At 46.0% G+C, this 22,738-nt stretch carries 22 protein-coding genes and 1 pseudogene; 17 read left to right on the top strand and 6 right to left on the bottom strand.

Annotated features, from left to right (window positions below; genetic code table 11):
- The first annotated feature begins 68 nt into the window (after nucleotides 1-68).
- The 11 genes from FND36_00510 (at nucleotide 69) to FND36_00460 (ending at nucleotide 9,745) form a co-directional block, all read left to right on the top strand.
- Nucleotides 69-458, top strand: a complete 390-nt coding sequence (locus FND36_00510; GenBank protein QDW72645.1) for a conjugal transfer protein — start codon at nucleotides 69-71, stop codon at nucleotides 456-458.
- On the top strand, nucleotides 445-2,892 hold the full coding sequence (locus tag FND36_00505) for an ATP-binding protein (protein ID QDW72644.1): 2,448 nt from the start codon (nucleotides 445-447) through the stop codon (nucleotides 2,890-2,892). Before FND36_00510 ends, FND36_00505 begins: the two co-directional genes overlap by 14 nt.
- Nucleotides 2,892-5,033, top strand: a complete 2,142-nt coding sequence (locus FND36_00500) for a YtxH domain-containing protein (protein QDW72643.1) — start codon at nucleotides 2,892-2,894, stop codon at nucleotides 5,031-5,033. Before FND36_00505 ends, FND36_00500 begins: the two co-directional genes overlap by 1 nt.
- Nucleotides 5,030-6,037: a peptidase P60 gene (locus FND36_00495; GenBank protein ID QDW72642.1), complete on the top strand. Its 1,008-nt coding sequence runs from the start codon at nucleotides 5,030-5,032 to the stop codon at nucleotides 6,035-6,037. The genes FND36_00500 and FND36_00495 overlap by 4 nt, the downstream gene beginning before the upstream one ends.
- Nucleotides 6,038-6,058: 21 nt before the next feature.
- Nucleotides 6,059-6,952, top strand: coding sequence for a conjugal transfer protein (locus FND36_00490; GenBank protein QDW72641.1), 894 nt, complete (start codon nucleotides 6,059-6,061; stop codon nucleotides 6,950-6,952).
- A gap of 78 nt (nucleotides 6,953-7,030) precedes the next feature.
- A complete protein-coding gene (locus FND36_00485; protein QDW72640.1) occupies nucleotides 7,031-7,270 on the top strand; it encodes an AbrB/MazE/SpoVT family DNA-binding domain-containing protein in 240 nt (79 codons plus the stop codon).
- Between the two features lie 125 nt (nucleotides 7,271-7,395).
- Nucleotides 7,396-7,659 (top strand): AbrB/MazE/SpoVT family DNA-binding domain-containing protein, encoded by a 264-nt coding sequence (locus FND36_00480; protein QDW72639.1) that lies wholly within the window; start codon nucleotides 7,396-7,398, stop codon nucleotides 7,657-7,659.
- Nucleotides 7,656-8,387 carry an ABC transporter ATP-binding protein gene (locus FND36_00475; GenBank protein QDW72638.1) on the top strand — a complete coding sequence of 244 codons (732 nt, stop codon included), beginning with the start codon at nucleotides 7,656-7,658 and terminating at the stop codon, nucleotides 8,385-8,387. Before FND36_00480 ends, FND36_00475 begins: the two co-directional genes overlap by 4 nt.
- A complete protein-coding gene (locus FND36_00470) occupies nucleotides 8,384-9,118 on the top strand; it encodes an ABC transporter permease (protein ID QDW72637.1) in 735 nt (244 codons plus the stop codon). Before FND36_00475 ends, FND36_00470 begins: the two co-directional genes overlap by 4 nt.
- A 2-nt stretch (nucleotides 9,119-9,120) precedes the next feature.
- The gene (locus tag FND36_00465) at nucleotides 9,121-9,501 is read left to right on the top strand and encodes a hypothetical protein (GenBank protein ID QDW72636.1); all 381 of its coding nucleotides are present in this window, start codon (nucleotides 9,121-9,123) and stop codon (nucleotides 9,499-9,501) included.
- Between the two features lie 19 nt (nucleotides 9,502-9,520).
- On the top strand, nucleotides 9,521-9,745 hold the full coding sequence (locus FND36_00460; GenBank protein ID QDW72635.1) for a hypothetical protein: 225 nt from the start codon (nucleotides 9,521-9,523) through the stop codon (nucleotides 9,743-9,745).
- 69 nt (nucleotides 9,746-9,814) lie between these two features.
- Here FND36_00460 and FND36_00455 read toward each other — a convergent pair whose 3' ends face one another.
- On the bottom strand, nucleotides 9,815-10,177 hold the full coding sequence (locus FND36_00455; protein ID QDW72634.1) for a helix-turn-helix transcriptional regulator: 363 nt from the start codon (nucleotides 10,175-10,177) through the stop codon (nucleotides 9,815-9,817).
- 526 nt (nucleotides 10,178-10,703) lie between these two features.
- On the opposite strand from FND36_00455, the gene FND36_00450 reads away from it, so the two are divergent.
- Nucleotides 10,704-11,126, top strand: a complete 423-nt coding sequence (locus FND36_00450) for a sigma-70 family RNA polymerase sigma factor (GenBank protein ID QDW75496.1) — start codon at nucleotides 10,704-10,706, stop codon at nucleotides 11,124-11,126.
- 3 nt (nucleotides 11,127-11,129) lie between these two features.
- Nucleotides 11,130-11,378: a helix-turn-helix domain-containing protein gene (locus FND36_00445; protein QDW72633.1), complete on the top strand. Its 249-nt coding sequence runs from the start codon at nucleotides 11,130-11,132 to the stop codon at nucleotides 11,376-11,378.
- On the opposite strand, the pseudogene FND36_00440 reads toward FND36_00445, so the two are convergent.
- Together FND36_00440 and FND36_00435 are read right to left on the bottom strand one after the other, a co-directional pair.
- Nucleotides 11,279-11,523, bottom strand: a pseudogene (locus FND36_00440) (hypothetical protein). The gene FND36_00445 and the pseudogene FND36_00440 sit on opposite strands and share 100 nt — an antisense overlap.
- On the bottom strand, nucleotides 11,439-11,648 hold the full coding sequence (locus tag FND36_00435; protein QDW72632.1) for a hypothetical protein: 210 nt from the start codon (nucleotides 11,646-11,648) through the stop codon (nucleotides 11,439-11,441). Before FND36_00435 ends, FND36_00440 begins: the two are co-directional and overlap by 85 nt.
- A 105-nt stretch (nucleotides 11,649-11,753) precedes the next feature.
- Here FND36_00435 and FND36_00430 point away from each other — a divergent pair, with 105 nt between their 5' ends.
- The 4 genes from FND36_00430 to FND36_00415 all read left to right on the top strand — a co-directional run bounded on the left by FND36_00430 (nucleotide 11,754) and on the right by FND36_00415 (nucleotide 14,917).
- Nucleotides 11,754-11,957 (top strand): excisionase, encoded by a 204-nt coding sequence (locus FND36_00430; protein ID QDW72631.1) that lies wholly within the window; start codon nucleotides 11,754-11,756, stop codon nucleotides 11,955-11,957.
- Between the two features lie 79 nt (nucleotides 11,958-12,036).
- Complete coding sequence (locus FND36_00425) at nucleotides 12,037-13,233, top strand: tyrosine-type recombinase/integrase (GenBank protein QDW72630.1); 1,197 nt, start codon at nucleotides 12,037-12,039, stop codon at nucleotides 13,231-13,233.
- On the top strand, nucleotides 13,208-13,675 hold the full coding sequence (locus FND36_00420) for a hypothetical protein (GenBank protein ID QDW72629.1): 468 nt from the start codon (nucleotides 13,208-13,210) through the stop codon (nucleotides 13,673-13,675). Before FND36_00425 ends, FND36_00420 begins: the two co-directional genes overlap by 26 nt.
- 693 nt (nucleotides 13,676-14,368) lie before the next feature.
- Nucleotides 14,369-14,917 (top strand): biotin transporter BioY, encoded by a 549-nt coding sequence (locus tag FND36_00415; protein ID QDW72628.1) that lies wholly within the window; start codon nucleotides 14,369-14,371, stop codon nucleotides 14,915-14,917.
- Nucleotides 14,918-15,021: 104 nt separating this feature from the next.
- On the opposite strand, the gene FND36_00410 is transcribed toward FND36_00415, so the two are convergent.
- The 3 genes from FND36_00410 to FND36_00400 form a co-directional block, all read right to left on the bottom strand.
- Nucleotides 15,022-20,397: a hypothetical protein gene (locus tag FND36_00410; protein QDW72627.1), complete on the bottom strand. Its 5,376-nt coding sequence runs from the start codon at nucleotides 20,395-20,397 to the stop codon at nucleotides 15,022-15,024.
- Between the two features lie 59 nt (nucleotides 20,398-20,456).
- Nucleotides 20,457-20,678, bottom strand: coding sequence for a hypothetical protein (locus FND36_00405; GenBank protein QDW75495.1), 222 nt, complete (start codon nucleotides 20,676-20,678; stop codon nucleotides 20,457-20,459).
- A 143-nt stretch (nucleotides 20,679-20,821) separates the two neighbouring features.
- The gene (locus tag FND36_00400) at nucleotides 20,822-22,723 is read right to left on the bottom strand and encodes a hypothetical protein (GenBank protein ID QDW72626.1); all 1,902 of its coding nucleotides are present in this window, start codon (nucleotides 22,721-22,723) and stop codon (nucleotides 20,822-20,824) included.
- Between the last annotated feature and the right edge of the window lie 15 nt (nucleotides 22,724-22,738).

The following is a 22,738-nucleotide window of genomic DNA, read 5'->3' as shown; positions in this document are numbered from 1 at the left end:
TTTTTCTATCAAGGACAGTCTGAAAAATGGCTGTCCTTTTCCATTACAACGAAAGGAGCTGAAACGAATTGAAGAAGATTAAGAGCTACACGGGTATCTGGAACGTGGAGAAAGTCTTATACGCAATCAATGACTTTACTCTTCCGTTTCCCGTTACCTTTACCCAGATAACGTGGTTTGTCATTACGGAATTTGCCGTCATTCTCTTAGGGGACTTACCGCCGTTATCGCTTATCGAGGGAGCGTTTCTAAAATACTTCGGTATTCCCGTTGCCCTCACATGGTTCATGAGCCAAAAGACCTTTGACGGCAAGAAGCCTTACAGCTTCTTGAAATCGCAGATTACGTTTGCCCTGCGACCAAAAGTGACCTATGCAGGAAAAGCCGTGAAGCTGGAAAAGGGAGTGTTCAGCGAAACTGTCACGGCGGTTAGGAGTGTGATGTATGTTCCCGATTAAGTATATCGACAACAACCTTGTCTGGAACAAGGACAATGAGGTGTTCGCCTACTATGAGCTGATACCGTATAATTACAGTTTCCTCTCTGCGGAACAGAAATTTATCGTCCATGACAGCTTCCGTCAGCTTATCGCACAGTCCCGTGAGGGAAAGATACACGCCTTGCAGATAGCAACGGAAAGCTCCGTAAGAAGCATACAGGAACAGTCAAAGAAGCTGGTAACGGGGCGACTTCGTGATGTGGCGATACAGAAGATAGACGAACAGACAGAAGCCCTTGTTTCCATGATTGGGGACAATCAAGTGGACTACCGCTTTTTTATCGGCTTCAAGCTCATTGTGACAGAGGAAAAGGTCAGCCTTGAAAGCATGAAAAAATCGGCGTTTATGACGTTCAAAGAGTTCTTGAATGAGGTCAACCATACGCTGATGAACGACTTTATCTCCATGCCAGATGATGAAATCAACCGCTACATGAAAATGGAAAAACTGCTGGAAAATAAAATCTCCCGCCGTTTCAAGTTCCGACGCTTGGACAAGAACGACTTCGGCTATCTTATCGAGCATATCTACGGCAGGGACGGCGTGGCGTATGAGGACTACGAGTATTCGCTTCCAAAGAAGAAGCTGAAAAAGGCAACGCTCATTAAGCAGTATGACCTTATCCGTCCGACCCGCTGTCTGATAGAGGAAAGCCAGCGATACATAAGGCTGGAACATGAGGACAGCGAGAGCTTCGTGTCCTACTTTACCGTCAATGCGATTGTGGGCGAGCTGGATTTTCCGTCGTCGGAAATCTTCTATTTCCAGCAACAGCAGTTCACTTTCCCTGTTGATACGAGCATGAATGTGGAAATCGTCGGGAACAGAAAAGCCTTATCGACTGTCCGCAACAAGAAGAAAGAGCTGAAAGATTTGGACAACCACGCCTATCAGTCTGGGAGTGAAACAAGCTCAAATGTGGTGGACGCATTAGACAGCGTGGACGAATTGGAAACCGACCTCGACCAGAGCAAGGAAAGTATGTATAAACTTTCTTACGTTATCCGTGTGTCTGCTCCCGACCTCGACGAGCTGAAACGACGCTGTGATGAGGTCAAGGACTTCTACGACGACCTCAATGTAAAGTTAGTCCGACCTGCTGGGGATATGCTGGGGCTTCACTCTGAATTTCTCCCCGCCAGCAAGCGTTATATCAATGACTATGTGCAGTATGTGAAATCGGACTTCTTGGCTGGGCTTGGCTTTGGGGCGACACAACAGCTTGGCGAGAATACAGGTATCTATATCGGCTATTCCGTGGACACGGGAAGAAACGTCTATTTACAGCCGTCCCTTGCTTCACAGGGTATCAAGGGGACAGTCACCAATGCTCTGGCTTCTGCCTTTGTGGGAAGTCTTGGCGGTGGAAAATCATTCTGCAACAATCTGATTGTCTATTATTCCGTCCTCTTTGGCGGACAGGCGGTCATTCTCGACCCTAAGAGCGAGCGTGGCAACTGGAAAGAAACGCTCCTAGAGATAGCCCATGAAATCAATATCGTAAACCTTACCAGCGATAAGGAAAACGCTGGGCTTCTTGACCCGTTCGTGATTATGAAGAATGTAAAGGATGCTGAAAGTCTGGCGATAGACATTCTCACATTCCTTACGGGGATTTCCTCTAGGGACGGCGAGAAATTCCCTGTCCTTAGAAAAGCGGTGCGAGCCGTGACCCAGAGCGATCAGCGAGGACTTCTCCATGTGATAGACGAGCTACGCAGAGAGGAAACGGCGATTGCCCGCAATATTGCCGACCATATCGACAGTTTTACGGACTATGACTTTGCACATCTGCTGTTCTCCGACGGAACGGTTAAGAACGCTATCAGCTTGGACAACCAGCTCAACATCATACAGGTGGCAGACTTGGTACTCCCCGATAAGGACACGACCTTTGAGGAATACACCACCATTGAACTGCTGTCCGTGGCTATGCTGATTGTCATTTCCACCTTTGCCCTTGATTTTATCCACAGTGACAGAAGCATTTTTAAAATCGTGGATTTAGATGAAGCGTGGGCGTTCCTCAACGTGGCACAGGGCGAAACCCTCTCAAACAAGCTGGTAAGAGCTGGACGTGCTATGCAGGCGGGCGTGTACTTCGTCACACAATCCTCTGGCGACGTGTCAAAGGAGAGCTTGAAAAACAATATCGGTTTGAAGTTTGCCTTTAGAAGTACCGACATCAACGAGATAAAGCAGACCCTTGAATTTTTCGGTATCGACAAGGACGACGAGAACAACCAGAAACGACTTCGTGACTTGGAGAACGGACAATGCCTGCTTCAAGATTTGTACGGGCGTGTGGGCGTGGTGCAGATACACCCTGTCTTTGAAGAATTGTTGCACGCCTTTGATACCAGACCGCCCGTGAAAAGCGAGGTGGAGTGATGATAGATAGGATAAAGGGGCTTCTGACAAAAAAGAAGCTCTTTCGCTTTTTCAAGATTGCTCTGATAGTCATTTTTACCTCTGTTGTGTTCCTCTCCCTGTTCGGGACGGTGGCTCATGCCACGGGGCTGGTTGATGATACGGTCAATGCGGACAACCTGTATTCACAGTACCCGCTGGAAAACTACCAGCTTGACTTCTATGTGGACAATAGCTGGGGCTGGCTTCCGTGGAACTGGCTGGACGGTATCGGGAAGTCCGTACAATACGGGCTTTACTGTATCACCAACTTTATCTGGACTATCAGCCTGTATCTAAGTAACGCCACAGGGTACGTCGTCCAGCAGGCATATAAGCTGGACTTCATCAACGACATGGCAGACAGTATCGGAAAGAGCATACAGACCCTAGCGGGCGTGACGGAAAACGGCTTTGGAAGTACGGGCTTCTATGTGGGCTTCCTGCTTCTCATTATCCTTATCGTGGGTATCTATGTAGCCTACACGGGACTGATAAAGCGAGAAACCAGCAAGGCATTACACGCCGTTATCAACTTCGTTGTGGTGTTCGTGCTGTCCGCTTCCTTTATCGCCTACGCTCCCGACTACATCAAAAAAATCAATGACTTTTCTTCGGACATTTCCACGGCTTCGCTGAATTTGGGGACAAAGATAATGCTTCCCGACAGCGACAGTGCGGGAAAAGACAGCGTGGACTTGATAAGGGACAGCCTGTTCTCCATACAGGTGCAACAGCCGTGGCTACTTTTGCAGTTCGGAAACAGCGATATAGAGGAAATCGGGGCTGACCGTGTGGAAGCTCTGGTATCGGCTAGTCCCTCTGCCGACGACGGGGCGACCCGTGAGGACGTGGTGAAAACGGAAATCGAGGATAACGACAACGACAATCTGACGATACCACAGGTCATCAACCGTCTGGGAATGGTGTTCTTCCTGCTTATCTTCAATCTGGGGATAACGATATTCGTATTCCTGCTTACGGGCATGATGATATTTTCCCAGATACTATTTATCATCTTCGCTATGTTCCTGCCGATTAGCTTCCTGCTCTCCATGATACCCAGCTATGAGAACATGGCAAAACAGGCAATCGTCCGAGTGTTCAATACGATTATGACAAGGGCTGGGATAACGCTCATTGTCACGGTGGCTTTCAGTATTTCCAGTATGTTCTACAATATCTCCACGGATTACCCGTTCTTTATGATTGCGTTCTTACAGATAGTGTGCTTTGCAGGTATCTACATGAAGCTGGGCGACCTTATGAGTATGTTCAGCTTAAACGCTGGGGACAGCCAGAGCATGGGACGCAGGATATTCCGTCGCCCGTACATGTTCATGCGACACAGGGCTAGGCGTATGGAACACCGTATCGCAAGGGCTGTCGGTGCTGGAAGCGTTGCTGGTGCGGTGGCTGGCACAGTAGCAGGAACAACCATGAATGACGGTTCTGGGAAATCTACTAGAGCTGGTACGGGCAGAAAAGAACGCCGAGAAAATACTTCTTTTGGAAGCCGAGCGGGTTCAGCCATAGGTGCGGTGCTTGATACAAAAAACAAGGTCAAGGACAAGGCAACGGCTGTCAAGGAGAATATCAAGGATATGCCGACACAGACCGCCTATGCCCTGCACTCCGCTAAGGAAAAGGCAAAGGAAAATGTGTCCGACTTCAAGCGTGGCATTGTGCAGGGACAGGAAACTAGACAGAGCCAGCGTGCCGATAAGCGTGAGCAACACAGACAGAATATCGCTGACAAGCGTATAGAACTTCAAAAGGCACAGGAAGCAAAGCAGTCTGGCAAAGCGACGGACGGATCAGCGACAACAGGAGCTACCCGTCCCCATGACAGACCTGTGACTGCTTCTCCTGCGTCAAAGACAGATACAGGAAAAGCACAGGAAATCAAGCGTCCTGTCACTACGGACAAGGTACATACCGAGCCGACGAAAGCACAACCTGTCAAGGAGCGTCCGCTTGCTTCAAAATCTGCTGAACCTGTATTGCAGAAACACGGAACAAGGCTCAATGGTGTAGAGCTGAACCAGCAGACCACCAGAAAAGAGCGAACCATCAAGAAAGCGACCCTAAACATGACAGGAAAGAAAGGACATAAGAAATGAAGCTAAGACATATCGCCCTTATCGGCAGTCTGTTTCCCTTTCTTCTTGCGATAGTGCTTTTCTTTGGTGTGCTTATCAGTGCCGAGGACGACGACGGGGGCGGTGGTTCTTCCTCATGGGTAACGGGCATGAACCTGTCCGCAGAGGTCTTGAAACATCAGCCTATGGTAGAGAAATACGCTAAAGAGTACGGCATATCCGAGTACGTCCCCTATCTGCTGGCAATCATACAGGTGGAAAGTGGCGGGACAGCCGAGGACGTTATGCAGAGTTCCGAGAGCATGGGCTTACCGCCTAATTCCCTTGATACGGAAAGTTCAATCAAGCAGGGGTGCAAATATTTTGCGTCCCTGCTTTCTTCAGCAGAAAATCAAGGCATAGAGGATATAAACGTGGTGATACAGTCCTATAACTATGGCGGTGGCTATATCGGCTATGTGGCTTCCAATGGGAAAAAGCACAGCTTCACGCTGGCAGAGAATTTCGCCCGTGACAAGTCTGGCGGGAAGAAAGTCACCTACACGAACCCTATTGCTGTCGCCCGCAACGGTGGCTGGCGATATGCCTACGGGAATATGTTCTATGTAGAGATAGTCAACCAATATTTAACGATTACAAAATTCGATAATGCGACCGTTCAAAAAATCATGGACGAAGCACTGAAATATCAAGGCTGGGACTATGTGTACGGCGGGAGCAATCCTAACACTTCTTTTGACTGTTCGGGACTGGTTCAATGGTGCTATGGAAAGGCTGGTATCAGTCTGCCGAGAACGGCACAGGCACAGTATGACGCTACCCAGCATATCCCGCTTTCACAGGCACAGGCTGGGGATTTGGTGTTCTTCCACAGTACCTACAATGCGGGAACGTATGTAACGCACGTCGGTATCTATGTAGGAAACAATCAGATGTACCACGCTGGCGACCCGATAGGCTACACCGACCTTACAAGCTCCTACTGGCAACAGCACCTTATCGGGGCTGGCAGAATTAAGCAATAGAAAGAAAGGAATGGAAATATCATGTTCAAGAAGAAAGAAAAACCGATAAAGGAAAAGAAAGTCCGCACTATGAAAGTGGGGACGCATAAGAAATCCGTCATTGCCCTCTGGGTGGTGCTTATCGCAAGCGTGAGCTTTGGTGTGTATAAGAACTTTACCGCTATCGACCAGCACACCACGCATGAGATAGAAACCATACAGCTCCGCTTGAATGACACCAACGGGATAGAAAATTTCGTGAAGAATTTCTGTAAATCCTACTACACATGGTGCAACAGCAAGGAAGCAATCGAAGCAAGGACACAGGCTATCAGTGCCTATCTGACACAGGAATTGCAGGATTTGAATGTTGATACGGTAAGGACGGATATACCGACCAGCTCCACGGTCACGGATGTACTTATCTGGGACGTGGAACAGTTTGGGGAGAACGCTTTTTCTGTTACCTACGAAGTAGATCAGCAGATAAAAGAGGGCGACCAGACAAGGAACGTATCAGAAACCTATACCGTGACCGTTCATGTGGACGCCGACGGGGATATGGTTATCATACAGAACCCTACCCTTGCCCCCGCTATGGAAAAATCCAGCTATGAACCAAAGGCACAGGAAGCAGACAACAGCGTGGACGCTGATACGGTAAATGACGCTACGGCGTTTCTGGAAACATTCTTTAAGCTGTACCCGACCGCAACGGATAAGGAGCTTGCCTACTATGTAGAGGGAAACGCTCTTGAACCGATAAACGGGGACTATCTCTTTTCCGAGCTAGTAAACCCAGTATTTACAAAGGACGGAGATAATGTGAATGTCAAGGTATCTGTGAAGTTCATTGATAACCAGACAAAGGCAACACAGGTATCACAGTATGAGTTGACGCTTCATAAGGATAGTAACTGGAAGATAATAGAGTAAAACCAGTACTTGTTTTTTTATTGTTCGAGTTGTATAATAAGTAGGAAATGTTATACGATTTTAGAGAGGAGCGAGTTCATGTCTGATGAAAACAAAAAAACAAAGAATGATAAATTTGTCGGCTCTGTGAAAGTAGGTCCAAAGGGACAGATTGTTATACCCAAAGAAGCAAGAGAAATGCTAAATATCAGTACAGGTGATACTTTGGTCTTATTAGCAGACGCAAAACAAGGTATCGCTGTTCAAAAATATGAGGTTTACAAAGATTTTTTTGAACAAGTGTTTAACTCTGGGCAATCACCTACGAAGTCAGAATAAATTAAATTATTAAGACGGTGCTTTTATGGCACCGTCTTTTTTATAACTTTTAGCAAAAAGTAGGAAAAGTAATACTTTTCTATTGACGTTTTACTCTGCTGGTGTTAATATTGGTATAACAAGTAATACTTGTTATACCAAAAGGAGGAGATATAGTGAATAGAGATGTTACAGAACACTATTCCCACAATGGACGATATTTAGGCACCTTAAAAGTGGGAACAAAAGGACAAATTCTTATTCCAAAAGAGGTAAGGGATTTCTTTGGTATTCATATCGGCGAGCTATTAGTGTTACTTGCTGATAAAGACAAAGGAATTGCCTTACAGAAAATGGACGGTTGTAACGAAGCGTTTCAAATGGCATTTCAAAAGGAGGACAAAGAATGAATGCAATAGAAATTAGAGATTTAACAAAGCGATATGGAAATTTAACAGCAGTTAATTCTCTTTCGCTTAATATCAAACAAGGAGAATTTTTCGCAATGCTTGGTTCAAATGGTGCAGGAAAAACAACAACTATTAAAATGTTGAGCTGTCTGACAGAGCCAACAAGTGGTGATGCCCTTATGTTAGGAAACAGTTTGAGAAAACAGGCAGATAAAGTAAAAGATATTATCAACCTTTCTCCACAGGAAACAGCCGTTGCACCAAAGCTGACAGTTAAAGAAAATCTGATGATGATTGCCCGCTTACATGGTAGTTCTAAACAGGAAGCAAGGGAAAAAGCCGACAAAATCATGGAAACTTTTGAACTAACTGACCGAAAAAATGACAGAGCAAAACAGTTATCGGGTGGCTGGCAGAGAAAATTAAGTATCGCAATGGCTTTGATAAGTAATCCTAAAATTCTTTTCCTTGATGAACCGACAATCGGGCTTGACGTAAGAGCAAGACGAGAATTATGGGGAACAATGGAAAAATTGAAAGGAAAATTAACTTTGATTTTAACAACACATTATCTTGAAGAAGCAGAGGAATTAGCTGACCGTATCTGTATTATGGATAAGGGTGTTGTGCAGGTTCTTGGTACGGCTGATGAAATTATCAAGGTATCTGGTGCTAGAAATTTTGAAGAAGCATTTTTGATGTATACAGAAAGGGGTACTGAATTATGAGATTTACTATTTTTACAGGACGTAATTTTAAAGAAATTGTGCGAGATCCCATGAGTATTCTCATGTGTCTCGGATTTCCTGTTTTGCTGATTATTGCGTTAGCTTTGATGAAAGAAAGTATCGGTGGAATGGCTGATGTATTTGAAGTCCAAAATTTTGCACCGAGTATGACGATTTTAGGAATGGCGTTTCTAAGTACCTTTGTAGGTACGTTGATGTCCACCGATAGGAATAGTTCTTTCCTAACCCGATTATTTGCGTCACCTATGAAGGGAATTGATTACATCTTAGGATATTCTATACCTATAATTCCGCTTGCAATTTTACAGGCTGTTTGCTGTTTTGGTGTAGCTCTGTTCTTCGGATTAGAATTAAATATAAATATTTTTATAGCTATTTTGACCTTAATTCCAGTGGCGATATTATTTATCAGTTTTGGCTTATTTATTGGTAGTGTACTTTCAACAAATAATGCGGTCAATGGATTTGGAACAATCTTAGTGAATGCAACAGTGTTTTTAAGTGGTGCTGTCTTATCATTGGATATGATTGGTGGTACATTCAAAACGGTCTGCGATTTACTACCATTCAGTCATGCAGTAAATGCGGTAAATTATGCAATAAACGGTAATTTTTCAGATATACCATTACAGCTTGTATGGGTTTTAGGATACGCTCTGGTACTTATCATTCCGTCTGTTATTATCTTTAAACGCAGAATGAAAGGCTAATAATGATTAAGGTATTCTCTCTTACAAATTTAAACGTTGAATATATTACAGATTATCAAGGGTTAGCGATTTTTCAACAGATACAGAATTATTTACTCCCGATAAATAACGGCTCTTTAGAGAATATTGCAATTTTAGATATGGACGCTGATAAAGATATTATTTTAAGTGAACTACAAGAATGTGCAATCTTTCATAGGATAGCTTTATCCTCTTGCTGGACATTAGACAAAGTTATCATTGCATTAGAATGTAATTGCCTAGCTTTTTTGGAAAATGGTAACTTGACTTCAATTAACGATACTATCAATTTAGTAACAAGGCATAAAGTTAGCGTATTTGATAAATCTGTTATAGCGATTATAAATTCTTTTCTAATCTAATCGGTAATGAGGTGACAAAATGATTGGTCTTAAAAAACGAGATATGAGAACTATTTTAAAAGCTGGGGCAAAAGCCAGAGGATTGTCGCTACCAGAGTTTAGGGCTGAAATACAGGAGAATATTGACAACTCTATGAATAGTCAAGACCCAGTGGTACAGAAACGATTTAAAAAGTATTTTGGTAATAAGATACCTACACCAGAAGAATACATTTACACAATTACAAAGAAAACTAAGATTTAGGTGCTTATCCTGCTTCCTGCAAAGCAGATCAGCAGGATAGCTTATGCGAGGAAAAAGAAAACGAGAAGCCTATTTGCTTCCCGTCCCCTTGTATTTCATGATACCGTCGATTGTTCCTTGAATGATTTTGAGTTCTTCATCTGTCAGTTCATCAAGCGATACGTCTATCTGCCTGCGGATTGTAGATTTTTCCGCTTTCTCCTGCGGATAGAAGTATTCATCAACAGAGATATGGAACATTGTCACTAAATCATGAAATAACTGGAAGCTGGGGTGTTTCCCTATATTCTCAATATCTGCGATATGACGTTCTCCGTAAAAGACCTTATCGCCTAAATCATTACGGGAAAGCCCAGCTTTTTCTCTCGCTTCTCTGATTGCCAGTCCTAACGGACGGAAATCAAAGCTGTGCGTGTCTTTCTTTTTCCTCATTTCAAATCACCTGTCATGAGTTTATACTTCATGGCACATGATTAGAATGTGTTAAAAGCGCATATATTATGCGTTAGTAATTCGTATCAATATTACCTTGACGGTAAATAAAAAAAACCGTTCTAAGGTAATATCTTTTTCCATGTCTTTCAATCTGATTAGGACGGTTTTGGATAACCAGAGCTGTCCTTTTCTTCTGCACTCACGGCACAGCTCTGGATAAGGGGGGTGTGCTATGATTGCGTATCAGCGAACACGCCAGTATTCACAACTGAATAACCGCCTTACAATGGTTATCCAGTCAGCACACCCTAAACATGAGTTAAAAATTCATATCGCAAACATAGCAAAAACAGTCTGTTGGTACATTCATGTGCTGATTGACTGTTTTTGTTATTTATGAGAAGTTCAATATTTTTTTGAATTTCTTTCTTATACAGGTTAGCAAATCACCCACTCCTGTACCGATGTGGGGCGGAAAGAGGGATAGATACCTTTTACGTCTGGACAGAGAGGGGGTGAGATGATGAAACCGTCTGACTTCCAAAAGACAATCCAGTGTCAGTTTGACTGTAAGCTCAAACGTACTGTTAAGGGCGTTATCTGGAATTATAAAAAGGAATTAAAACGTCGTAAAGATAAAGAAATTCCTTTCTGTGAACTTCCAGAAATCGTTGTTGAAAAGCTGGCTGTATGGGACGAGTACATGAGTGACTATACCGTGTTTGAAGTATGCGGCGTTGAAATCCGAGTGCTTGATGAAGAACTTTCAGAAGCGTTAAAGCAATTATCGGAACGCAACCGTGAAAATCTTCTGATGTACTACTTTCTGGAAATGAGCGATACAGAAATTGCAAAAGCACAGAAAATTTCCAGAGCAGGAGTTTTTAAAAACCGTTACAGAGCTTTACAAAATTTGAAGAAAACACTGACAAAGGAGCGTGAATAAAACATGAAAAAAGGGTACAAACTTCCACCCTATCGACTTATTTCATCTGCTGTGGACGGAAATGAACAGTCTATTGAAAGAATACTGGCATTTTATGACCCGTACATATCAAAATGCTGTTTGCGTCCTCTATATGATGAATACGGTAATGTTTATATCGTAGTAGATATGGAGCTTAAAGGGCGTATCAGAGAAGCTATTATCAAAATGATTTTAGACTTCGATATCGGTACTGTTCCAACAGAAGAATAAAGCAATTATGGCAGGGCATGATTTGTTGAAATCCCCTCTTTCCTGTCCTGCCCTCTGCTTTTACACATGAGAGCCTATGGCTTTCGCCACTGTTCTTTGACAAGTGAATAAAGCAGACAGATACGTTTGTGATACAGCGAGCCACGGGGACTGTACGCCACGACCTTTTCCATAAGGGGAAGCGAGCGACCCATGCAGTGATCCGAGAGCGACCGTTGGAAAAGTCGTTTTGCCACGACCTGTATTCACAGGATAATGATACACCCGCATGGTGCGGTTCTGCCCACAGGAATGGGAATGGCTGAAATGCCAGTGGAGCTTTCCAAAGCCGTCTGTCTGCTTCCATAAGACACACAGTAAAGGGGGTGCATACTTATGAACAATACTGATGTGCCTATCTGGGAGAAGTACACGCTGACGATTGAGGAAGCGTCAAAATACTTCCGTATCGGGGAAAAGAAATTGCGTAAGCTGGCAGAGGAAAATCTCGACGCTGGCTGGGTGATTGTCAACGGAAACCGTGTACAGATTAAGCGAAAACAGTTTGAAAAAATCATTGATACATTGGACGAAATCTAATGTCAGCGAGCCGTAGGTATGGTATAATAAAGTATAGCGTATCAACGGCTCATTCCTTGACGGAAAGGAGCTTCGCACTATGTCTAATGTAAAGAGAAAAGACAGCAAGGGACGCAATTTACGACTTGGAGAGAGCCAGAGAAAAGACGGAAGATACGTTTACAAATATACCGATATATACGGGAAACCACAGTTTAAGTATGCTTGGAAACTTGTTCCGACAGACAAGACACCCGCTGGGAAACATGAAGATTTGTCGTTGAGAGAAAAAGAAAAGCAGATTAAGAAAGACCTTGCCGACGGTATCAATACCATAGGCGGGAAAATGACAGTCTGCCAGCTCTACGCAAAGAAGAACAGCCAGAGAAAGAATGTGAAACGCAACACAGAAAAAGGTCGCCAGTATCTTATGAAAATTCTGGAAAACGACCCTCTGGGTGCAAGGAGCATTGATACGGTGAAGCTATCGGACGGTAAGGAATGGGCTATGCGAATGTATGAGAATGGCTTTTCCTACAAGACGATTAGCAATTACAAGCGTTCACTGAAAGCGTCATTCTATATGGCGATTGAGGACGACTGTATCAGAAAAAATCCTTTCAGCTTCAAATTGAGTGATGTTCTGGAAGATAATTCAGAGCCTAAAGTTATTCTCACGCCAGAGCAGGAAGAAAAAATGCTTGCCTTTATGGAACAGGACAAGACGTACAGCAAGTATTATGATGAAGTGGTTATTCTTCTGGAAACGGGGCTTCGTATCTCTGAATTTTGCGGTCTGACAGTCCATATAGATATGGCAAACCGTATCATCAATGTAGACCACCAGCTATTGAAAGATACTGAAATCGGCTACTACATTGAAACACCTAAGACCAAAAAAGGAGAACGCCAGCTTCCAATGACAGAAAGAGCCTATCAAGCCTTTAAGCGAGTGTTACAGAACAGAGGAAAGGCAGAGCCTATCGTTATCAATGGTTACAGCAATTTCCTGTTCCTAAACCAAAAGGGCTTCCCTAAAGTGGCTGGCAACTACGAAAGTATGTTGCGTGGGCTTGTGAAGAAATACAACAAGACACATAAAGACCAGCTACCAAACATCACACCGCACTCATTCAGACATACCTACTGCACGAACATGGCAAACAAAGGAATGAACCCGAACACCCTGCAATACATCATGGGACATTCAAACATCACCATGACATTAGGGTACTACGCACACGGTACTTTCAATTCAGCAAAAGCAGAAATTGAAAGACTGGCTCTTGCTTCTTAAATCGGTGATTGTACTACTCATTTACTACTTTTGGTTGCATTTTCATGCTGGTAAATGCCAGCTTATGCAGAGTATCTTCCAAAAGGAAAATGCCGATAAAGCCCTAAAATACAGGCTATACCGACATTTACCAGCTTATGAAAAGATAATCAGAAATTTAGTGAGTTTTTATTATAAAAAGTTGCAAAAAATAGCCACTATGTTCTCTAAGAAGATAATGGCTATTTTCTATTTAATTTTATCATATTTTATATCAATCGGAGGAATTTTGATTATCGGTCCCTTTGCCCTTTTACAGACAACTTCAACTCAAAGTTTCGGATTTTTAAAATCCTCAATCTCATTATTTATATCCCTCATCCTCTATATAAAACATTCATCCTGGCTATTTATATCTATAACCGTTTCTATTACAGCCAGTGCCCTTATTATTTGTCTGTAATCGTATTAAGTTATTCCTTCTATAACCTTTGTTTTATATAGCTCCATATAAATCCTGATCGTTTAGTCCATGTTTCTTTACACATTTTCTAAATTTCTTTGAATCTTATGTGGTATCTTTTCAATATGTCCGCAGATCTTAATCTTTCTTACCCGGCTTCTTTTTCTTCTCCGACTTCTCGTTTCATCCAGATTCTTACCGGTTACTTACCTTCTATTATTATCAAGGCCTATTCTATGGGACCTTTGCTCTGCCATACCACTAACATATTGAGTTGTTGAATCAATTACATTGTCCAATGGATTAAGCCTCCTTTTCCTGATCATTTTCCAAATTCTTGATATCTCACCGACATATGAAATATCTTTGAAATCCTTTTCTAACGAATCTTTTCTTCTTCGTTTTAAAAACCCTTTCTCGTCAGGTTTTCTTTTGGGATTTCCTTTGGATTGATATTATAATATCACTGCGTTTTTTATTTGTCAACACTATTTTAAAATTTTATTTTTATTAATTCATTTTATTTTATTATTTTAATTATTTTCTGAAATATTTGATTTTTATTCTAATTTCACACAATATATTTATTTCAAAATTTCAGATTGTAAACCCGATTATATTTTATGTTGACATTTTGCGACTTATAAAATATACTACCAATAGATTATTTTTACTAAAAAGGGGAAACTGTCCATGCGTAAAACTGCCGTTTTTTCTGCCAAAAAACTTTCTCTGATCGGACTTGCCGCCGCCGCGACCTGCATCTTGGGACCGCTTTCCATACCGATTCCTGTCAGCCCTGTTCCGATTACCTTGACCAATCTTGTCATATTGCTTAACATTTATATCCTTGGATATCACGAAGCCCTTACCAGCCTGTTCGTCTACCTGGCGCTTGGAATCGCAGGGCTGCCTGTCTTTTCCGGCTTCTCAGGCGGTTTAGGGAAGCTGGCCGGACCTACGGGCGGGTACCTGATCGGCTTTATCTTCCTTGTCCTGATCGCCGGCTTTTTCATTGATCGTTTTCCTTCCTCTTCGCTTTTTGCAGCTCTTGGTATCATCCTTGGCATGACTGCTACTTATGGATTCGGAACTCTCTGGCTTGCCGCGCAAATGGATCTTTCCCTCCCGGAAGCGCTTTCTATCGGCGTCCTGCCTTATCTAGCCGGAGATGCGATGAAGATCCTCCTTGCGACCCTGACTGGGCCAAGGCTTCAAAAACGTCTGGCCCAGTTCCAATAATATCCATATCCAGGAACAGTGGGCAGGTGTGATCTCGCATGAGATCACACCTGCCCACTGTTTAGGACTGTCTATTTCCCGACAGCCCCCTTATTTTATCTTGTTCACCGTCTCTTCCGGCGGTATGCGATCGCTCCTGTCAGCGCGATCCCTGCCGCGCCAAACAGCAAAATCCAAAGGAATAGATATGGGTTGTCTCCCGTCTTTGCCGACAGTTCTGCCGCCGTCTTATCGTATCCGCAGACATTGCAGATCTCATGGCTCGCATCCGCATCGGAGGAATTCTTCACCTTCACCCACTCAAAGGTGTGGGCAGAGACGTCCTTCTTCGCTCCGCAGACGGTACATTCATGCCAGTGGTTCTTGCCGTCAGAAAACCACTTGTCAGAGAAGGAATGTCCGGTGGCTTCCGTGTAGTCTGTTACGTAGGATTCTCCACAGTTGCAGGTGTATGTGGTATATCCCCGCTCCGTACACGTAGGCTTAGTTACGGTCGGAACGTAAACATGACCCTCAGCAGTAACTACAACAGCCACGCTTTCTGTCTCTGCGGATGCAATATCCGCTCCCTTGTGAGCTGTTACTTTCACCGTATAGTTTCCGCTCTCAGATACATTCAGCGTATCGCCCGTCTGTCCGGTGATAACCGTTCCGTCCTTGTACCACTGATAGGTATAGGTAACGCCCCCTGCGGCATGAGACGCTATTGCCGTCAGAGTCGCGTTTCCCCCGCCGTGGAGGGTCGTCCCGCTCGCCTCCACCCGGACTTGCGGCGCCGCGAATGCCCAGTCGAGAGAGTTGGCCGCGGAATTGACTTCCAGGATATCGCCCGCTCTGGAGCCTGTAAAATGCGCTGTATCCGGCGTCAGCCTGGCCGCATACTCTACAGCGGTGATTCCGACTGTCTCGATCTCCCTGTTAAGCGTGATCGGCTCTGTCGGATCAAACTCATCTGTCACATGGATGACATAGCCATCCGCATCTTCTCCCTGATAGTAGACATCGCCCGAAATAACAGGGGCGCCGCTCAGCTCCAGTCTGGCGTAATAACTGCCCTCTCCGCTTATGGCAATGGCTTTGCCATCATAATCGGACTGATTATCCTCGATCGCACCTCCGGAAATGCGAATTATCGTATTACCATCAATATCGTAACCGTAGATTCCGGCGCCCCATCCGGCGTCTGTCACCTGGTTTCCGGTGATGGAACCGCCTGTCATCTCGAAGACTCCCGGCACATTGTCGAAATTGCTGAATCCCTCCAAATAAACGCCGGCGCCGTTACGCTGGGATTGATTCTCTGTGATCGACGCGTTTTCACTGAGTACTGTCTTTGCACCTGTTGTAGCAACGCCGCCGCCCCAGGTCGCGGTGTTGTCTCTGATGACCACATCTCCCCTGAGCGTAACCGTTCCTCTCTCGTTGCTGATTCCGCCGCCGCCATAATCCGTCACAGAGTTGCCTGAGATCTCTCCGCCGGAGATAACGGTCGTACCGCCGTTGGAGATGCCTGCGCCTCCATAATAGAAACCGTCGGGTGTCGGATTTGTGATAGTGTTGTTCTGGATCGCTCCGCCGGTCATGTTCATGAAACTGTTGTTGTTTACATATACGGCTGTCGTGTTGTTGTCGGTGAGCGTAGTTCCGTCCCCGATGTTCAGCGTGCCGCCGTTTGTCACGAAGACAAGGTAGCCTGTGCGTTCCGTCCCGGCCGCTTTCTTGCCATCGATCGTAGTATTTAAAAGGCTCAGCCTGGCATCGGCGCCATACACAGAGATAAGCTGTCCGGTAAAGCCGTCCGCACGCTCGATGGTCACGCCATCCACGAGTAGCTCATCATCCACGGTCACTGTGCCGCAGATATAGATGACGCCATCGTCGGCTACAAGATTCATGGCGTGCTCCAGAGTTTCGACCGCATGGGAACTGTCATTGCCGCTGTTCGAGTCGCTGCCGTTCACCCCATCCAGGTACACATTCTGGAGACGGTTGATGATATAGTCGCCCGTATTATCGTCCGTTTTCACAGCCGACAGTCCGGTATAGATATAGTTTCCAGCAGGCTGATCTGAATATCTGCCGCCTGAGATAAACCCCGTCTGTGTCGCGCTGTATACAGATGCACTGCCCTCATGTGTGCTGCTGAACATACCGTCGCGTATATTCAGTTCGATAAGCGCTGTGCTGTCCGCGTCGTTCCCCTGCGGGTTCGATTCATAAAGCGCCGAACCGCCGCTGATCGTTCCGCCATAGACGTTCACGACCACCGGATTTCCTGTCGTGTGCTGCGCCACTGCGATGCCCGCGTTATTCGTGGTAGTACCGCTTCCGTTGGCAGCACTCGAAGGCTTGCCATCTCCGCCGCTGATCTGGGCCCCGTCATATACATTCAGCGTGCCGGAGCGCATCTCGATACCTACATTGCCGCCTGAAACTGTGGCCCCGTCGTACACATTCAGCGTGCCGGTACCTGGGTGGTAGATGGCGTGGCTGTCAGATTGAACGACTGCGCCGTCATACAGGTTGATGGTGCTGTTTGTTGTATCGGAACCATTGTTATAAATTGCGCCGCTGTTAAGAGCGGTTGTATCTATAGTTCCGTAGACATCCAGCATCGAATTATCGCCAAGAAGAAGTATGGGCCCCTCTACCGTCACGCTTTCCCCAACAGTGATAGCGGCGCCGGAAGAGTTGGTCTGCGTATAAAGCATGGAATTAACGTTGGCGTTGGTCGCAACAAGCCTGCCACCGCCAGTTTCCGAAAAATCAGTGACATTCAGCGACCTGCCGCTATATACCGTAATGCCATTGCCGGTGCCAGTGAAGATGTAGCTGTGTCCGTTAAGATCAAGCGTCAGGTTGGCAGTTGAAAGGCCACGATTAGCAGTAGCCGTGACATCCTGATAAAGCGTAATCGTATACTCCTCAGCTGTGCTTGAGCCGCTGACGTTGCCCCACGCACTGATAAAGTTCGTATAGGCATAGGTGTTGCCGTCATAGCTTACAGTTGCCACAATCTCATCGCCGGCAATACGCCCCTTCCACGTATTTCCCTCCTTTGTTACTTCAAATTGATCGCTGTAAGGCAGTACCTGAGCAGTCAGGGAGCCTTCTCCCTTAACGGCCACATCTGCCACCCTGAGACGCATGGTGCCGGAAACTTTTGCGTCGGCGGCGATGTTCAGCGTCATAGTGGCATTGGAAGCGCTTTCGTTTTCCGAACCAAAGTATTTGTCCTCTGGATAGGTTAGCGCCACATCACTGGCAACCTCAATCTCGATGTCTTGGTTGGTAACGCCAAGAACCTGGATCAGATTGTAGAGATCGCCATCGGTTAGATAAGCTTTGAGGTCATCCTTAGCCGCACGGGCCAGATACTGGGCAGGTGTCTGTGAGGCAACCGTGACGTTGCCGCTCTCATCGAGCACAAGTATGCTCCCATCTGCAAGCCTGGCGTTGTCTGTGGAGGAACTCCAGTTGGCGAACGTACCGCCGGACAGGGTGACGCTGCCCGCAGCAAAGCTGTTGCACAACGACGTGGTTGCGTTTTTGCCCGCAGCCGCAAAATAGCCTCCCTCAATGTTTACGGTCGCAACATAAAAGCTACTACGCCCTTTTATCGGGAAACCCTTTGCTGATGTGAGATTTGCATTTTTCACCGTCAAAACCGGCAGGTTTGTTCCGCTTGTATTTGGATATACGTACACCGCCGCGCCGCTGGGGCTATCTCCGGCATCCGTAATATTTACGCCTCTCTCCAGTGTGAGAGTGGAACCCTCTTCAATACGCAGGCAGTATGGGAGAGATGAGGCGGTATTTGTGATCGTACCCTTTGTCTCAGCACTGCTTAAATCGGTAACCGTAAGCGACGCGCCGTTCCCCACGCGGATCAGCCCCGTGGATGAAACCGAGCCGCTGATGGTCTTGCCGTTCAGATCCAGAGTGATATCAGCTACAGTGACGTCCTGCGTCTCTGTCAGCTCAATGTCCGCCAGCAGTTTGACCGTGTCTCCCTGTCCTGCATTTGCAAAGGCCCTCTCCAGCGTTCCGTAGTATTGGTCTCCTACCTGGACAGCCTGATCCTCCTGCACAGTATAAGTTCCTTCGTTTTCTGTCAGGGTGCAGCCTTCCGCCAGATACTTGGTCACGTCAACAGTATGCGTACCGCCCATAACAACCAGCGGCGCGTTTTCCGCATCATTGGTCTCCCATGCGCCTTCCGTGCTGCCGCCCTCTACTGTAATTATGGAAGACGTCCCACTCTGTATACTTTTATCCGCCTTTATCGCCGCATCTCCGCCGGATACTGTACCGTCCTTCACGGTGATGCTCCCGCCACTGTTGTAAACATACGCACCATAGCCGTTTTCCGCACTATATGTGCCGCCATTTATTACGGCGCTGCCACCATAACTCACGGCAACGGCAGTTGTTCCAAAGCCGTTGCTGTTCTCTCCGGTCACGGTAAATTTGCAGTCTGTAAAGGTCGCCGCCGGGCCGCACACTTCGATGCAGGGACCAGTGCCTGCCATTACGGTTGCATCGGTGAACGTAACCGGGCTGTGATATAGGACGTCCATCCCGAAAGCCTGTCCGGTGGTGGTATAGGTCCCGCCGGTCACCTGCAGCGTAGGCGTTTCAGCGTCTGTAGTAAGCGTATCCGTACTGAAGAATCTATTATTGGAGGTCATCTCGGTGTTGTTGAAAACAACGGTTGAACCGGCGGCGTCCAGTTCATCGTTATGAAATACCTTCACAAAAGCGCCGTTATCCGTATTGCCGCTGTAGGTTCCGCCGTTCAGCGTAACCGTGCTCTTGGCGGCAATCTTGATAAATCCATAGGAGCCTGTATTGCTCTCCGGAATCGTCATGGCGCTGCCCGCCGTCGTACCGTCCACGGTGAAACCGGACGCCGTGACGGAAAACAGCCGTTCCTTTTCTACCAGGTTGGTGATCGTTTTGCCGTTCAGATCCAGAGTAATACTGGCCGCAACAGCAATTGGGGTTCCCACCTCCACATCCTGCTGGAGAACGACAGTCTCGCCCTCCTGCGCCGCTGCGATCGCATCCGCCAGCGATGTGTATTCATCCTCGCCGATTGTAGCGACAGTATTCTCATTTACTGCCGGCGCGGTCTGACTGTTGAACCACTCCGCTGCGGCGTCCAGCCTGGCAGTATCAAGCTGATCCGCACCCTCCGCCAGGGCGTCAATGGCGTCATAGACAGCGAGCACCTCAGCATATGCCGCGTCCCGCTCACCCGTCGTCATGCTCTCGAGCATGTCCGCATCCGGCAGGGCATCGATGCGCTCCCGCAGCGCGGTGATCTCTTCGCTGACCTCCGTTTCTCCCGGCTGCGGCTCTGTCTGCGTACCGGCGGCGTCATTCCCCTCCGCCCATGCCGTACCCGGCATGAACGTCAGCGCCATCGCAAACGCAAGAAAGAGAGCCAGCCATTTTCTGCGTTGTCCCGTTTTCATATTCACCTTTCCTTTCCTTAAAATTTTGCGAAAAACGCAAAAAGCATATTCTGTCTATTCTAAAATAAACAGAATATGCTTTTGAGATTTGTATAAACTTTCCGTCCGCTTGACAAAAAAGACAAAGTTATCCTCTTGCTTGCTTGCTTGCTTGCTTGCTTGCTTGCTTGCTTGCTTGCTTGCTTGCTTGCTTGCTTGCTTGCTTGCTTGCTTGCTTGCTTGCTTGCTTGCTTGCTTGCTTGCTTGCTTGCTTGCTTGCTTGCTTGCTTGCTAATAAGCATGTTTTTCCCTTTCATTTTTGTCAAGCCCCCTCAATTGTTTTACCTGTATATACAGAAAAAGTATATCATATAGCATTTTCCCTTTCAAGAATTTTCTTCACAGGCGCTGCGATCTGGCGTACGGGCTGCTTTCACCAAACCTTCTATAAAATCAAATCTCCCACTTTCTCGTAATTCTCTAAGCTATACGCCTCGATCACATTCCCCTGTATCACATACAATCTCTCTCCTATATATACTCCTCTGGCGCTTCCGCCGCCTCCATTAATCTCTTCTTCCAGGTTGCACTGGAATCCTTGCTCCTCGTCATAGCTGAACAGATAATATGCTTCTCCTCCCTCTGAATCTGCGGGAAAGCCAATCCTATTGGTTCCCGGGTCGATCAGCGCCGCCTTATAATCATAGGATACTTCTGTGCTGTATACATTTTCCAATACATAAGTATCCGCCTCTTTTACATCTGTTGGGTCGCTCACATCAAACATCGTAAGTTTTACTCCCCCGGTAATCTGGGTTTCCTCCTCTACATCCATTCCAATACCCAGAAGTTTCCCGTCTCCATAGTAATGCAGATAATCAGAAAATCCAGGAATCTTTAGCTGTCCAATGATCTTCGGATTCTCCGGAGCTGAAAAATCTACGGAAAACAGCGGATCTGTCTCCCGGAAAGTGACAAAATACCCTGTTTCTCCCAGAAATCTGGCCGAATAAATCCGCTCGTCTTCCGCCAGACCCTCAATTTCTCCTATGATTTCTAATTTTTCATCTAACACGTATACGGAATTGGTATCCTCTACCGTTGTCACGATCCTTAAATTTCCTTTATATTCATCGATGGAGAAGGAATCATTGATGTATCCATTCACAGTCCCCTGCGCTTCCGGTTCTATGACGCCTGATTCATATGACAGCTTCCTAAGCGCGGTGATTTCCATGTTTGTTTTCTGATCCCATTCAATTTCATAATAATAAATACTATTTTCACTTACATACAGTTCTCCCCCTTTCGTAAAAATCGCCTTGCTGTCTTTCGTCTGATCAGGGTTCTCAAGATCTACAGCCGTAATCACTTCATACATATTTCCGGCTTGATATTGAGGCATAAATATGTCTGTCTCTTCTAGAAGCCGTTCGCCTGCTGCCGGGATAAAGGATTCCGGCTCTGTTTCTCGGATATCTGCCCCTACATAATATTGACTAAAGAGATACAGAAAGCCGTTAACCAAGCGTGAAGAATGATACCAGCCGCTTTGAGACACCTTCCCCAAAAGCTGTGGGTCAGAAGGCGCACTGATATCATAAGTCAGCACTTCTGTCTGTTCCTGATCGGAACTTTCTAGTGGATAAATCCCATAATCATCTTCGGAATCAAAAGAGCATATGAGCACAGCTTTCTTCTCTTTTGGAAGCAGGTATATTTCTTCAACGCAGCGCCCATCCTCCGCCTGGATTCTTCCGGTTTCTTTCATTTCTTCTCCCGCTTCCACGATCACGACCTCAGAACCGCCATTTCCCACGATATAAAGAAATTTTCCATCTGTTTTTACAATATCTCCTTCATCCACGCCTTGCTGGCGAAGGTTTGTTCCAGAATAATCTCCGCCATATTCGGACGCTTTTGCAGAGGCGCTTTCTGAGGCAGCACTCTCTGCCGACTCATTTGACACCATATCTGCCGACTCTTCCATACTCCATTCCGACATTTCCGTTTGCTTCTCCTGGGCCTTCAAATACCCATAGATTTCCTCATAGCTTTCCGCGCTGGCAATCGTTTTACTCCGGCTGACTTCTGCCGACTCTGTGCTGGAGGCCTCACCGCTGGATTTATCTCCTGATCTTTGTGTATTTCCGTAAATAGCCAGTCCCGCAGCCAGAACCAGACAGGCCGCCACGGGCAGAACCGCCTTTCTCCATGTTCCGCTTTCCCTTATCTTCCTTTCCGCAAGCTGCTGCCGCACAGCTTCCGGCCGCAGGCTGTCCGGCGTCTTTATCTGATCTGTCTTTGTCCTGATGCGTTCAAGAATCTCCTGCTCTTTCCTGTTCATAAAGACACTCCTTTC

This window comes from Lachnospiraceae bacterium KGMB03038, assembly GCA_007361935.1.
Classification (GTDB): domain Bacteria; phylum Bacillota; class Clostridia; order Lachnospirales; family Lachnospiraceae; genus Massilistercora.
This window is presented reverse-complemented; position numbering and strand designations above follow the sequence as displayed.